The 13,260-nt window shown below is 71.4% G+C and carries 13 protein-coding genes; 6 read left to right on the top strand and 7 right to left on the bottom strand.

What is annotated here, in order from left to right; translation table 11 throughout:
• The first annotated feature begins 30 nt into the window (after nt 1–30).
• Both Vau01_RS00750 and Vau01_RS00745 read left to right on the top strand, forming a co-directional pair.
• Complete coding sequence (locus Vau01_RS00750) at nt 31–1,182, top strand: hypothetical protein (RefSeq protein WP_203985821.1); 1,152 nt, start codon at nt 31–33, stop codon at nt 1,180–1,182.
• Nucleotides 1,179–1,520, top strand: a complete 342-nt coding sequence (locus Vau01_RS00745; RefSeq protein WP_203985818.1) for a hypothetical protein — start codon at nt 1,179–1,181, stop codon at nt 1,518–1,520. Before Vau01_RS00750 ends, Vau01_RS00745 begins: the two co-directional genes overlap by 4 nt.
• Here Vau01_RS00745 and Vau01_RS00740 read toward each other — a convergent pair.
• From Vau01_RS00740 to Vau01_RS00715, 6 genes are all read right to left on the bottom strand, one after another.
• A complete protein-coding gene (locus Vau01_RS00740) occupies nt 1,428–3,608 on the bottom strand; it encodes an ATP-binding protein (protein ID WP_239151193.1) in 2,181 nt (726 codons plus the stop codon). The genes Vau01_RS00745 and Vau01_RS00740 overlap by 93 nt on opposite strands.
• Nucleotides 3,595–3,972 (bottom strand): hypothetical protein, encoded by a 378-nt coding sequence (locus tag Vau01_RS00735; protein WP_203985813.1) that lies wholly within the window; start codon nt 3,970–3,972, stop codon nt 3,595–3,597. Before Vau01_RS00735 ends, Vau01_RS00740 begins: the two co-directional genes overlap by 14 nt.
• A gap of 112 nt (nt 3,973–4,084) precedes the next feature.
• Nucleotides 4,085–4,843, bottom strand: a complete 759-nt coding sequence (locus Vau01_RS00730) for an ABC transporter permease (RefSeq protein WP_203985811.1) — start codon at nt 4,841–4,843, stop codon at nt 4,085–4,087.
• Nucleotides 4,840–5,757, bottom strand: coding sequence for an ABC transporter ATP-binding protein (locus Vau01_RS00725; protein ID WP_203985808.1), 918 nt, complete (start codon nt 5,755–5,757; stop codon nt 4,840–4,842). The genes Vau01_RS00730 and Vau01_RS00725 overlap by 4 nt, the downstream gene beginning before the upstream one ends.
• A 12-nt stretch (nt 5,758–5,769) precedes the next feature.
• On the bottom strand, nt 5,770–6,465 hold the full coding sequence (locus Vau01_RS00720; RefSeq protein ID WP_203985805.1) for a response regulator: 696 nt from the start codon (nt 6,463–6,465) through the stop codon (nt 5,770–5,772).
• Nucleotides 6,462–7,691 (bottom strand): sensor histidine kinase, encoded by a 1,230-nt coding sequence (locus Vau01_RS00715; protein ID WP_203985802.1) that lies wholly within the window; start codon nt 7,689–7,691, stop codon nt 6,462–6,464. Before Vau01_RS00715 ends, Vau01_RS00720 begins: the two co-directional genes overlap by 4 nt.
• 152 nt (nt 7,692–7,843) lie before the next feature.
• On the opposite strand from Vau01_RS00715, the gene Vau01_RS00710 reads away from it, so the two are divergent.
• Both Vau01_RS00710 and Vau01_RS00705 read left to right on the top strand, forming a co-directional pair.
• The gene (locus Vau01_RS00710) at nt 7,844–8,524 is read left to right on the top strand and encodes an ABC transporter ATP-binding protein (protein WP_203985799.1); all 681 of its coding nucleotides are present in this window, start codon (nt 7,844–7,846) and stop codon (nt 8,522–8,524) included.
• Complete coding sequence (locus tag Vau01_RS00705; RefSeq protein WP_203985795.1) at nt 8,521–10,872, top strand: ABC transporter permease; 2,352 nt, start codon at nt 8,521–8,523, stop codon at nt 10,870–10,872. The genes Vau01_RS00710 and Vau01_RS00705 overlap by 4 nt, the downstream gene beginning before the upstream one ends.
• A gap of 317 nt (nt 10,873–11,189) precedes the next feature.
• On the opposite strand, the gene Vau01_RS00700 is transcribed toward Vau01_RS00705, so the two are convergent.
• Complete coding sequence (locus tag Vau01_RS00700; protein WP_203985792.1) at nt 11,190–12,191, bottom strand: LacI family DNA-binding transcriptional regulator; 1,002 nt, start codon at nt 12,189–12,191, stop codon at nt 11,190–11,192.
• A gap of 121 nt (nt 12,192–12,312) precedes the next feature.
• On the opposite strand from Vau01_RS00700, the gene Vau01_RS00695 reads away from it, so the two are divergent.
• Both Vau01_RS00695 and Vau01_RS00690 read left to right on the top strand, forming a co-directional pair.
• Nucleotides 12,313–12,900 (top strand): RNA polymerase sigma factor, encoded by a 588-nt coding sequence (locus tag Vau01_RS00695; RefSeq protein ID WP_203985789.1) that lies wholly within the window; start codon nt 12,313–12,315, stop codon nt 12,898–12,900.
• A 10-nt stretch (nt 12,901–12,910) separates the two neighbouring features.
• The coding region (locus Vau01_RS00690; protein WP_203985786.1) for a hypothetical protein at nt 12,911–13,260 on the top strand (350 nt) is incomplete at its 3' end.

Below are 13,260 nucleotides of genomic sequence, written 5' to 3'. Positions count from 1 at the left end.
CGATGGAACACCAGGATGGGATGCCGGAGCGTGCTGGTGGCTGTGCACACTCTCGTTGCCGGCCATCGGCTGTTCGACGTCCTCGATCTCATCGAGGACGACCCACGGGTGCAAATCATGTTCACCGTTGCTCCAGACGCCTTCAATCATCCGGTGCACCGCCATCTATCCGATCTCGGCGCGCTGGTGCTGCCCTGGGAGCAGGCGACCAAGCTGACGTTTGATCTCGTGATAGCGGCGGCGCACGGTGGCTTGTCTGAGTTACACGGCCCGATTCTCATGATGGCTCATGGCGCCGGACGCGGGAAATATTCGGCGGAGCCGGAACGCGGTGGGCCGGTGTTGGCTCGAAAGACCGTCTACGGGCTGGATTCAGCTCGATTGGCACGAGACGGTCGGGTGCTCGCGAGCAAGATCCTACTCGCACATGATGCCGAATCAGACATCCTGCTCCACCAATGTCCGGAGGCGATGGGTGTGGCGGTTGTCGTGGGAGATCCGTGCTATGACCGGCTCGTATCCAGCCTTCCTCACCGTGATCGCTATCGTCGGGGATTCGGGGTCACCTCCGGGGATCGGCTGATCCTGGTGAGCTCCACATGGGGTGCCGACGGACTTTTCGGAAACACGGTCGACCTGCTGCCCCGGCTCATGGAACAACTGGCCGGAACGCATTTCCGAGTCGGTGTCGTGCTACATCCGGCGGTGTGGAGTGCGCACGGCGTCCGCCAGGTGCGGGCCTGGCTGCGCGACTGCACCGAAGCGGGGTTGCGCCTGGTCGATCCGACCCATGACTGGCGCGCCGCCGTGATCGCCGCCGACCACGTCGTCGGTGATCACGGCTCGGTCACCGCGTACGCCGCCGCGATCGGGCGTCCCGTCCTGAGCCTGGCCGGCGTCGGTGTCGATCGGCTCCGGCCCGGATCGGCGCAGTCGATCGTGCTGCGCCAGGCCGACCGGCTGGATCTCTCGGGCCGGATCGCCGAACAGTTCGGGGTCGCCCGTCCACTCGACCGGGACACTGTGGTACAGGCCATCACGTCGCGCCCGGGTCAGGCCGGAACGCTGATCAGGCGGGCACTGTACGAACTGCTCCGTCTGGACGAACCGGGTCGGCACCGAGGTCCTGCACCGGTGCCGGACCCACCCTCCACGTCGACTCTTGTGGTGGTGGCATCATGAGCGGCCCAGGCGTGACGGTAGTGGTGGTGACCATCCACCCGTTCCTCCAACACCCCCGGAACGCCGGCGTGGCAGATGTGCTCATCGCACCGTCGGATCACCGAGCCGGGTCGGAGTACTGCGCCTACCTGCTCGGCCGGTATCCACACGTGACGTTGGTGCTCGTCCCCGATCAGACGGGTGGGGTCCTGATCGGGACGCGGAGCGGCGAACGGGCCCTGCTGCGTCTGCCGGAGGCGTTGCGGTCAGCCGACGCGACGCGGGTCCTCGCCGTCGCACTCTTCGAGGTGATTCGGGACCGCGGCATCGGTGTCGATCCGGCCGAGGCCCGCCCGTAGGTCGTCCGCGCGACCCGATCCGAGTCCTTCGAAGATCTCCACCGCGACGCGGTAGTACCGCTCCGCTCGAGCCGGTTCCGACCGGTGCTCCGCCACCGATCCCAGCAGGGCGAGCGCTTCTGCCCGTTCGAATTGCGATCCGTTCGCCGCGGCGAGTTCGGCACCTCTCGTCGCGGCGAGCGCCGCCTCCGCCAGGTCATTGCCGGCAAGGTGCGCGGCGGCACGGGCGATCGTCGCGCGCGCCAGGTTGTAGGGATCCACCGAAACCAGGCGCGCAAGAATGAGTTCCGCCTCGCGTAACAGGGTGACCGCTCCGATCGGGTCGCCGGTGCGGGAACGCAGCGTCCCGAGGTTGATCAGGGTGAGCGCGATCCGGCGCGGATCGGCACGGGCGCGCTTGCGCGCGAGCACCTCGGTGAGGATCCGCTCCGCCTCGGCCTCCCGGCCGGAGTCCCGAAGCATCACAGCGAAGCCCTCCCACGCGTCGTCGACGCCGTCGGGATCTTTCGCGCGGGTGTACAGACCGATCGCGGCCCGTGTGTGCCGCTCGGCCGCGGCACGATCACCGAGCGTCCAACTTGCCCGCCCGAGACGCTTGGTCATCACAGCTTCGGCCCAGACGTCACCCCATTCCCTCGCGGCTGCCACGCCGAGGCCATCGACCTCGAACCGGACCGGGTAATGCTTGCGGTTCAGGAACAACGGCCAAAGTGCGTCGCACAGCTGCCATGTCAGGTCGGGCCATCCGTGCCGCATCGCCGTCTGGGCGGCTGCGGTCAGATTGCCCAGTTCCCGCTCGAACCAACCCAGTGCATCTCCTCGCCCTCCGGGGACCGGAACGTTCGCCGGTTCGGATTTCCAGTCGAACCCGGGTCGCCGCCGATACGGCGTGATCGCCTCGTCGGCCTTTCGGGCGGCTGCCAGGTACCACTCGATGAACGCCCGGGTCACGCCGGATCGGTCCGCGGACGTCTCCTCGGCCTCCGCCCGGCCGTGTGCGTGCAGCCGGATCAGGTCATGAAAGCGGAACCTCTCCTCGTCTATCTCTTCGAGGAGGTTGGCCGCCAGTAACCGATCGAGATCGTCGACGCCGGGGCGCCCGTCGGACGGGGCAAGGGACAGCACGACGTCGACGGCTCCTGGGCCGAAGTCATGACCCGGGTGCAGCGCCAGCCTCCGGTAGAGCACCGCCGCCGACCGCGGAAGCGAGCGGTAGGAGGTGTCGAAGACGGCTGGCACCGAGTAGCCGTCCGGAACGGAAAGCCGCGCCAGCCGACCGGTCTCGTCGGCAAGTTCGGCGACGAGACGGCCGAGCGTGAGGTGGGGACGGTTGGCCAGTCGCGAGGCCGCGACGCACAATGCGATCGGCAGACCACCGCACAACGACGCGAGTTTCCGCGCCTGCTCAGGCTCCTGCGCAACGCGGGAACCGACCGCTCTGCTCAACAGCCGCATCCCTTCCTCGGAGCTGAAGGGCCCGAGGTTGACCAGCACCGCACCGTTGGCCACCAGATCGGCCATCCGGTGCCTGCTTGTGATCACCACCATGGCGTCGCCAGCCGGCAACAGATCACCGATCTGGGCAGGGGAGTCCGCGTTGTCGAGAACCACGAGGAGCGAGCGGCCGGCGGTCAGCGACCGCAACATGCTCGATCTCTCGACCCTGCTTCCGGGGACGTTCGCCGGTTGAACACCGAGTGCCCGGAGCATCGTGCCCAACGCCTCGTCGGGTGAGACCGGCCGCTGGCCGCCGAGTTCGACATAGATCTGGCCTTCACGGAAGCGTTCGGCCGATCCGTGCGCCCAGCGCACCGCGAGCGTGGTCTTTCCCACGCCGCCCGGCCCGCTCAGCACGACGAGTCGGTTTCCCCTGCTGTGCAGCGCATCAAGCTCGGCCAACTCATCGTCGCGGCCCGTAAAGGTGTGCGATGTGGCGATCAGTTGGCGCGGCAGTACCGGCGGATCACCGGTCCGGTGGATGTGTATCCCGCCGTGGATCGTGCCTGCCTGCACGCTGGGACCGTGAATGGTGCCGGAGATCTCGTTGACGGTTCGCTCCGGGTTCCCGGCCGCCTCAGAAGTTGACATCACCGCGGATGTCGCGTGCCTGCACCGCTTTCTCGGCTGTACCGCTGAGGTTGTTGACCACACCGCCGCCGGATGCGGTCGAGTGGGTCGAGGCCTCGGCCCACAGCCGTCGCAGCTGCTCCGCGAAGGCCGGATCGCTTGCGGCCTCGGACTCGATGGCCTCGGCCAGGGCCGTGACCGCCGACTCGTCGTTCGAGTTCTCTTCTGCCGCCTCGAGTGCCGCGGCGGCGTCGGGGCGACGCGCGAAGCGGCCCCGTAACAACCGGACCAACGCCTGGATGGCACTCTGTCCGCCACCGACCAACGCGTCGGCGCCCCGGGCAGCCAACGCCGCCGCAATCGTCATGATAAGTTCGTCCGGCACAGCATCATCCCCCCATCGAAGTTTACCGTTCGAATCGGTGGGTTGGGCAATCTGTGACAACGAAGTGTCAGCAACGCCCAGCGGCTACGGTTGCCGACGCATCTCCGTCCACCTAATCCCAGCGGAAAGCCCGCACGGCCGCGATCACCGCGACCACCGACCACAGCCCGAGCGAGCACCATGCCGGCAGCGGCGCGGCCGCGCCGTCGGTGAGCGCGGCCCGCAGCGCGTCGGCATGTGCGGTGACGGGGAGCAGGTACTCGGCGCCGCCGAGGTCGGGTGCGGGGAACATCGTGCCGCCGCCGACGAGGAGCACCGCGTAGACGAGCGTGGCGGCGGCCGTGGTGGCCTCGGGGCGGGTGACGCTCGCCAGCGTGAGTGCGAGTCCGCTGTAGACGGCCGTCGCCAGCAGGGTGCTCGCCAGCGCCGCGGCGAGGTGGCCGGGGTGCGGATGCCAGCCGACGCCGAGCCCGACCAGCGCGACCACCAGCGACTGGGCCAGCACGAGCACCACGGTGGCCAGCGTCTTGCCGGCGACCAGCCCGGTGCGGGTCAGCGACGACGCGCCGAGGCGTGCGAGCGCGCCGTAGAACCGTTCGTAGCCGACGGAGATCGCCTGACCGGTGAACGCGGTCGACAGGGTGGTCAGCGCGATCACGCCCGGCACCACGAACCCGGCGCGATCGCCGGCGCTGTCGCCGGTGGGCAGCCGGATCGCGTCGGTGAGCACCACGGCCAGCAGGCCGAGGATCGGCACGCCGAGGCTGAGCACGACGGCCTCGGCCCGCCGCGCGTTGATGGTCAGCTCGAAGCGGGCGTGGCGCAGCACCACGAGGTGGCCGCGTCCCGGCGCGGGTGCGAACGGGTTCACCGGTCGGCCTTCCTCGTGGTCATTGCGAGAAATACGTCCTCCAGCGTTCGGCGCTGGCTGTGCACCGCGGTGACGTGCGCGCCCCGCGCCGCGAACCACCCGAGTACGGCGGCGGCCGCGGCGGCGTCGAGTGTCCCTTGTGGACTGTCCACCGTGTACCGGCCGGGCGCCTCCTCCCGCACCGTGCAGCCCGCCACGTCGGCGACGGGCAGTGCCGGGTCGGCGTGCACCGTCAGCCGGTCGATGCCGGCCGTGGTGGTCAGGTGCGCCGGCGACCCGGCCGCGACCACCCGGCCGCGATCGACGATCACCACGTCGTCGGCCAGCCGCTCGGCCTCGTCGAGCAGGTGCGTGGTGAGCAGCACCGACACGCCGGCGGCGCGCAGGTCGGCGATGACGGCCCACGTCGTGTGCCGGGCCTCGACGTCCATTCCGGCCGTCGGTTCGTCGAGAAAGACCAGTTCGGGACGCCCGACGACGGCCAGCGCCAGCGCGAGCCGCTGCAGTTCGCCACCGGACAACCGCCGGCACGGCCGCCGCAGCGTGTGTGCGAGGCCGAGGCGGTCGGCCAGGTAGTCGACGTCGACCGGGTCGGCCGCGTACGACGCGAACAGCCGCAGCAGTTCGCCGGCCTTGGCCAACGGGTGCACCGCGCCGCCCTGCGGCATGATGCCGACCCGGGGCATCAACCGATCGCGCTCGGCGAACGGGTCGACGCCCAGCGTGGCCACCCGCCCTCCGTCGGGACGGCGGAAGCCTTCGCACACCCGCAGCAGGCTCGTCTTGCCGGCACCGTTCGGGCCGAGCAGCGCCAGCACCCGACCCCGCGGCAGCGCGAACGACGCCCCGTCGACCGCGGCGATGTTCCCGTACCGCACCACCACCGAGTCGACCGACAATGCATCGAGTGCCACGCCGGCAATCTACTACACCTCGTAGTAGTGGCCTCCGTCGCCGCCGGGCGTCACCAGCCCCGTCTCGTACGCGACGACGACGGCCTGCACCCGGTCACGCAACTGCAGCTTCGTCAGGATCCGGGTGACGTGGGTCTTCACCGTCGCCTCGCTCAGGTGGAGCTTTCCGGCGAGTTCGATGTTGCTCAGCCCGCCGGCGAGCAGGGTCAGCACCTCCAGTTCGCGCGGGGTGAGGCTGGCGAGGTCGCGGTGCAGCGTCGTCTTGTCGGGGTCGGTACGGGCGAACCGCTCGACGAGGCGGCGGGTGATGGCGGGGGCGAGCAGCGCGTCACCGTCACGGACCGCCCGGACCGCGTGGATCAGCTGATCGGGCGTGACGTCTTTGAGCAGGAAGCCGCTGGCACCCGCCGAGAGGGCCGCGTAGACGTACCGGTCGAGGTCGAACGTGGTGAGGATCAGGATCCGCACGGGCCCGCCGTCGCTGGCCGGTGGCGGATCGGCGAGGATCTGCCGGGTGGCCTCCAGCCCGTCGCATTCGGGCATGCGGATGTCCATCAACACCACGTCGGGGCGTAACCGGCGGGTGGCCGCCACCGCCTCGTTCCCGTTGGCGGCGTGACCGACCACCTCGATGCCCGCGCTGGCGAGGATCATGCCGAACCCCGACCGGACGAGCGCCAGGTCGTCGACGAGCAGGACGCGCGTCATGCGACCTCCAGAGGCATGCTGGCCCGAACCCGGAACCCGCCGCCGGGACGCCGGCCGGTCTCCAGTTCGCCGTCGTAGAGGCGCAGCCGCTCGGCCAGCCCGATGAGCCCGGAGCCCGACCCGGCGTGCGACCAGTACGCCGGGTCGAGCTCGACCTCGAGCTTCGGCGCGTCGTTCGTCACCTCGACCACGAACCAGCGGCAGTCCATCGCGATGTTGATCCGGGTGCGGGCGCCCGGCGCGTACCGCAGCGCGTTCGTCAGCCCCTCCTGCACCACCCGGTAGGCGGCCAGGTCCATCCCGCGCGGCAGGTCGACCGGCGTGCGGTTCACCGTGACCGGCTGGCCCGCCTGCCGGACGTTGGCCACCAGCGCGTCGAGCTGGTCGAGCCCCGGCTGCGGACGGAGCAGCTCGGCGTCGGCCGGCTCCGGTGCCAGCGCGCCGAGCAGGTGGCGGAGCTCGGCCATGGTCTCCCGGCCGCTCGCCTCGATCGCCGCCAGCGCCTCGCGGGCCAGTTCCGGCTGGTCGTCGAGCACCTTGCCGGCGGCACCGGCCTGGATCGTCATCACGCTGACGTGGTGGGTGACCACGTCGTGCAGCTCGCGGGTGATGCGGGCGCGCTCCTGCACGATGGCCAGCCGGGTGCCGACCTGCTGCTCGCGCTGCAGCGCCTCGGCCCGTTGATGGGACGCCTCCGCCCGTTCGCGCGCGCTGCGGATCGCCACCCCGAACAGCCCGATGGGGAGCAGGATCACGAACACCCCCGCCCAGCCGGGCACCCGTGGCCACGTCTCGCTCTCGATCATCGCGGTGATCGCGGCCGTGCCCACCAGCGTGCTCATCGACAGCGCCGCCGGCAGGTAGACGGCCACCGAGTAGGCGCCGATCAGCACCGCCAGCAGCGCCGGCACGTTGTTGGCCGCCTCGGCCGCCAGCAAAACCGGATATTGGACCGCGAAGCAGGCCAGCGGCCATCGCCGCCGCACCACCAGCGGACCCGCGATCAACAGGACCGCCAGCAGCACGAGGCCGACCGGGCTCTCGTCGTTGTCGGTGGGCAGCACGGACCCGTTGCGGGCGAGTGGCGGGGCCGGCATGTCGCCCCCCTGCGGCCCCGTGCCCCGCAGGAGGTTCGGGAGGAACCGGTCGAAGAGCACCATGGCGACCGCCAGGACCGCGACGAGGGCGAGGTCCCGCCAGGGAAGGCGGCGGAGGATCGGGTGCACGGACCCATTCTGCGCACCGGCCGCCGTTCGCACGTCCCCCCGGACGCGTACATCCCAGGGATGACACGCGTCCCCCGTCATCGAAATGCGGTACGCCATGACCACCTCGCGCCGGATCCGCGGCCCCACACCGACCTCCTACCGTCCCGGCCATGAGCGAATTGGTGCGTCTCACGGGCGTTGGCAAGCGGTACGAGTCCGCCGGTCCGCCCGCCCTCGACGGGGTCGACCTCTCCGTCGCGGCGGGCGAGGCGGTCGCGGTGATGGGCCCGTCGGGCAGCGGAAAGTCGACGCTGCTCAACCTGATCGCGGGCCTCGACCGGGCGACCGACGGCCGGGTGGAGGTGGCCGGAACCGACCTCACCGGCCTGTCGGAGACGGCGCTGGCCCGGTTCCGGCGCCGGCACATCGGGATCGTGTTCCAGTTCTTCCACCTGCTCGACGAGTTGACCGCCCGCGACAACGTCCTCCTGCCGGCGCGGCTCACCGGTATGCCGCGTCGCGCGGCGACCGCCCGTGCCGACGAACTGCTCGACTCGCTCGGCATCGCCGGCCGCGCCAACGCCTACCCGGCGCGCCTGTCGGGCGGCGAGCGGCAGCGGGTGGCGGTGGCCCGTGCGCTGATCAACCGTCCGCCGATCCTGCTCGCCGACGAGCCGACCGGTGCGGTCGACGCCCGCGCCGGCGACCAGATCACCGACCTGCTGCGCGACCTCAACGAGGGCGGTCAGACCGTCGTGCTGGTCACCCACGACGCGGCGCTGGCGGCCCGGTGCGCCACCCGGGTCGTCGAGGTCCGCGACGGTCACCTTCGTGAACAGGTTGCTGCGTGATCACCGTTGCGTGGGCGGCCGTTCGGCGGCGGCGGCTGCAGAGCGTGGTGATCGCGACGGTGGTGCTGCTGACCAGTGCCACCACGGTGCTCGCCCTCGGGCTGCTCGTCGCGTCGTCGGCACCGTTCGAATCCGCGTTCGCGCGGCTGCACGGCGCGCACGCGATGGCGAGCTTCGATCCGTCCATTACTTCTACCACCGATCTCGCCGCGACCGGCCGACGGCCGGGAGTGACCGCGGCCGCCGGGCCCTTCGGCGCGGTCGAGGCGCAGGTGGTCGGCGCGCGTGGCCGGCGCCTGCCGGTCGGGCTCGTCGTGGGCCGCTCCGACGCCGGCGGATCCGTCGACCGCCTGCACATCGACGAGGGGACGTGGCTGACCGGCACCGGCCAGATCGTGCTGTCGCGCGAGTTCGTGCGCACCGGCGACACGGCGTGGACGATCGGCAGCACGGTCACCGTCGACGGGTCCTCGGTGACGATCGTGGGCATCGCCGAGTCGGTGACCGGATCGGCCGGTGCGTGGGTGTGGCCGGATCAGTTGAGCGCGCCGACGAGCCTGCAGATGCTGTACCGGTTCGCGTCCGCCGGCACCGACGACGACATCCGGTCGGGCCTGGCCTCGGCGACGGGCGCACTGCCGGCCGGCGCGCTGACCGGTTCGACGTCGTATCTCGCGGTGAAGCTGCGGGCCAACGAGGCGCTGAAGCCGATGGTGCCGTTCGTGGTCGCGTTCGCCGTGCTCGGGCTGGTGATGTCGGCGCTGATCGTGGTGAACGTCGTGGCGGGAGCGGTGGTGGCCGGGTACCGGTCGATCGGCGTCCAGAAGACGCTCGGGTTCTCGCCGGCGCAGGTGGTCACCGGGTACGCCGTGCAGGTGCTGGCCGTGGGTGTTCCGGCCTGCGTCGTGGGCGTGGCGGCCGGAACAGCGCTGGCCGTCCCGATTCTCGCGATGACCGCCGACGCCTACAGCGTGGCGGGCGGAACCAGCGTGCCGGTGTGGGTGCCCGCGCTGGTGCTGCTCGTCGTACCGGCGCTGGTCCTGTTGTCGGCGGTCGGGCCGGCCACCCGCGCCGGACGGCTGCCCGCCGTGCAGGCGATCACGGTGGGCCGGGCACCGCGCGCCGGGCACGGATTCCGGCTCCGGCGGGCACTGATGCGGATGCGCCTCCCGCGGCCGATCGGCCTGGGGCTGGCCGCGCCGCTCGCCCGGCCGTCACGCGCGGCGGTCACGGTGGTCGCCGTGCTGCTGGGCGCCGCGACGTTCGTGCTGGCGGCCGGGCTCGCGACGTCGCTGACCCGGGTGGCGGAGGGCGTCAACCGCACGGAGGCGGCGCCGGTGCTCGTCGCGATGATGGGCCCAGATATGGGCGGCGGGCCCGACGCCGATCCGGCTTCCGGGCCGAAACCGGGCGCGGACCGCACGCCGGCTGATCCGGCCGCGGTGCACGCGGTGATCGCGGCCCAACCCGGAACGGCGCACATCGCCGGCCTGAGCGAGGCGAGCATCAGCCTCGCCGGCTCGACCCAACCGATCGACGTGCGCGCCTACGACGCCGACGCCTCCTGGGCCGGCTATCCGATCATCGACGGACGCTGGTACCGGAGCCCGTCCGAGGTGGTGGCCTCGTCGCGGATGCTGCGGCTGACCGGTGTACAGGTCGGCGACGAGATCACCGTCAGCGCGGCGGCCGGCCAACGCCGGGTGACGGTCGTCGGCGAGGTGATGCTCAACGGCGGCGACCCGACGCTCGTCATGGACGCGGCCACGCTGACCGGCATCGCCGGACCGGTGACCCCGCGCCAGTACGAGGTGGCCCTGACGCCCGGCACCGACCCGCACCGGTACGTCTCCGCGCTGTCGGCCGCGCTCGCGGGGCAGTCCGCCGACCCGATCGTCAGCGCCGACACCCAGGAGAACGAGGCGATCACCGTGATGCTCACGCTGATCAGCATCCTGGCGCTGCTGCTCGGTTCGGTGGCGGCGCTGGGCGTGTTCAACACGGTGGTGCTCAACACGCGGGAGCGGGTGCACGAGATCGGGGTGCTGAAGTCCGTCGGGATGACGCCGTGGCAGGTCCGCACGATGGTGGTGACCTCGATGGTCGCGGTCGGCCTGGTCGGCGGCGCGCTGGCGGTCCCACTCGGCTGGGGCGTACACCGCTGGATCGTGCCGGTGATGTTCGACGCCGCCGGCTTCGGCTACGCACCCGAGTTCATCGCGGTGTACAACCCGTGGGAACTGCTCGCCCTGGGTGCGACGGGCATCGTGCTGGCGGTGCTGGGCGCCCTGATCCCGGCGGGCTGGGCCGCCCGCACCCGGGCGGCGACCGCGCTCCGCGCCGAGTAGTGTCGCAGGCAGCGCAGCCGGATCGGACCGACTGTCCTCAGTGGACGCAGAGCGCGGCGAGGCCACTAAAGCTCCACTTAGGACAGTCGTAACCTGACCTTGCTTGCGGCCCGATCGCCTCTTCGTCTGGGATGTCAGGTGTGGACAATCACATAGATATATGGGACTTGGTCAACCGCCTCCTCAAGGGGGCGCGGACCTGATCAAGTCCTGTCGATTGCAGGGGTGCCCCGCCATGGGCACCCCTTTTTCGTGTGGCGCTTGCGCGATGCCGACTGTATCAGTGTAGACGTCTATGGACAAGACTGATCATCCTGTTACGACGCGGGGGCAACGCTGTCGCGGGGGACGATCACCGGTGGGAGCAGCCTCGTCTCCGGTGCCGTGGCGATCGGGCTGTCGAGGAGGCGCATCGCCATCGTGACCGCCAGCGTGCCCACCTCGTGCGCCGGGATCTCGGCCGTGGTCAGGCGGACGGGCAGCGGCGGCACCGCGTCGCGCGGGCAGACGGCCACTACCGAGACGTCCTCCGGCACGCGGCGGCCGTCGACGCGGAGCAGGTCGAGCAGCGGGACCAGCGCCGCCTCGTTGTGGACGACCAGGGCGGTGAAGTCGGGCCCGATCCGGTCGAGGCAGTCGCGCACGCCGGACCGGCTGGGGTCGCACGGTTCGGCGACCACCGGCTCGCCCAGCGCCGTCACGGCGCCGGTGAACCCGGTGAGGAAGCGGTTGGCGTAGCTCGTGCCCCGCTGGTAGACACCGGGTGCCGGCCCGACGAGCGCGATCCGCCGGTGTCCGTGGTCGGCCAGGTGCTCGACGCACGCCCGCGCGGTCGCCTCGAAGTCCAGGTCGACGCAGCTCAGCCCGGTGGACTCGGTCGGCAGCCCGATCAGCACCGACGGTTGGCGCAGCCCGAGCAGCGCGGGCACGCGGGCGTCGTCGCTCTCCACGTCCATGACGATCAACGCGTCGACCATCGCGCCGCCCGCGACGCGCTGCAGCCCCGCGGTCCCCTCGTCTTTTGTCAGAAGTAGGACGTCGTAGTTGTGTTCGCGCGCGGCCGTGACCACCGCGGTGACGAACTCCATGATCACGGGCACGTTGATGTCCGACCGCAGCGGAGCCACCAGGGCCAGGACGCTCGACCGGCTGCTCGCCAGCGCCCGCGCGCCGGCGTGCGGGTGGTACCCCAGCTCGGCGATCGCCGCGGCGACCCGTTCCCGGGTGGCGGGCGAGATGGGGCGCCGGCCGCTCAGCGCGTAGGACACCGTGCTGGTGGACACCCCGGCGGCGCGCGCCACGTCGTCGATCGTGACCACGGTTACGCACTGTAAGCCGCCGGGGCGACGGTGGCAACGACCTGGTCAAGTTGTGCCGGATACGCCGTCCTCCATACGATTCCGGCGTGAACCGGTCGGTCTGCGTCGATGAATCGCGGTCGTGGTGAGCGCAGAGACGCTGCCCACCGGTGAAACCGGGCCGAGCGACGGCGAACTGGTCGGTGCGCTGGCCGGCGAGCACCCGGTGGCGCGGCGGGCCTGGTCGCTGCTGGTGGCCCGGCACTCGGCCCGGATGTACGCGGTGGCCCGCTCGTTCGGCGTCGACCCGTCGACCGCCGAAGACCTCGTGCAGACGGCCTGGCTGCGCCTGCTCGACCGGGCCCACCAGCTGCGTGACCCGCAGGCCGTCGGGGCGTGGCTGTGCATGATCGTGCGCAACGAGGCCCGGCGGCTGACCGTGCGGCGGCGCGAGATCCCGTTGGTGTCGCCGTTGGAGCTGCGCCCCGGCGTCACCGATCCGGCCGACACCCGGTTGCTGCGCGACGAGCGCGCGGCCGCGCTGCGGACGGCCTTCGCCCGACTCGGGCACGACTGCAGGCAGCTGCTGCAACTGCTGCTCGCCGACCCGGCCCTGAGCTACGACGAGATCGCGGCGGCGCTCGGCCGGCCCCGCGGGTCGCTCGGCCCGACCCGCCGCCGCTGCCTCGACACCCTGCGCCGGTTGCTGCCACCGGGATTCGAACCGTGAAGGGGCGATCATGAGCGACGAACGGCTGCTCGCCGACCTCGGGCGGGCGCTGCCCCCCGATCCCGCCCCGCCCGGCCTGGCCGACCGGGCCGACGCGCTGTTCGCCGTGCGTGATCTCGACGGCGGGCTCGCCGAGCTGCTCGAACCCGAGGCCGCCGAACCCGCCGGAGTTCGCGGCGGCGACATCGGGACCGATCAGCTGACCTTCGAACTCGGCGCCGTGACCGTCGAGCTCACCGTCGGGCCGAACCGCATCGCCGGCCGCGTCCTCGGCGCCGGCCCCTGGACGGTGACGCTGGAACATCCCACCGGCACCCCGGCCAGCACCCCGGCCGGCGACCTGGGCGAGTTCGCCTTCGA

The organism is Virgisporangium aurantiacum (genome assembly GCF_016863635.1).
Lineage (GTDB): Bacteria > Actinomycetota > Actinomycetes > Mycobacteriales > Micromonosporaceae > Virgisporangium > Virgisporangium aurantiacum.
This window is presented reverse-complemented; position numbering and strand designations above follow the sequence as displayed.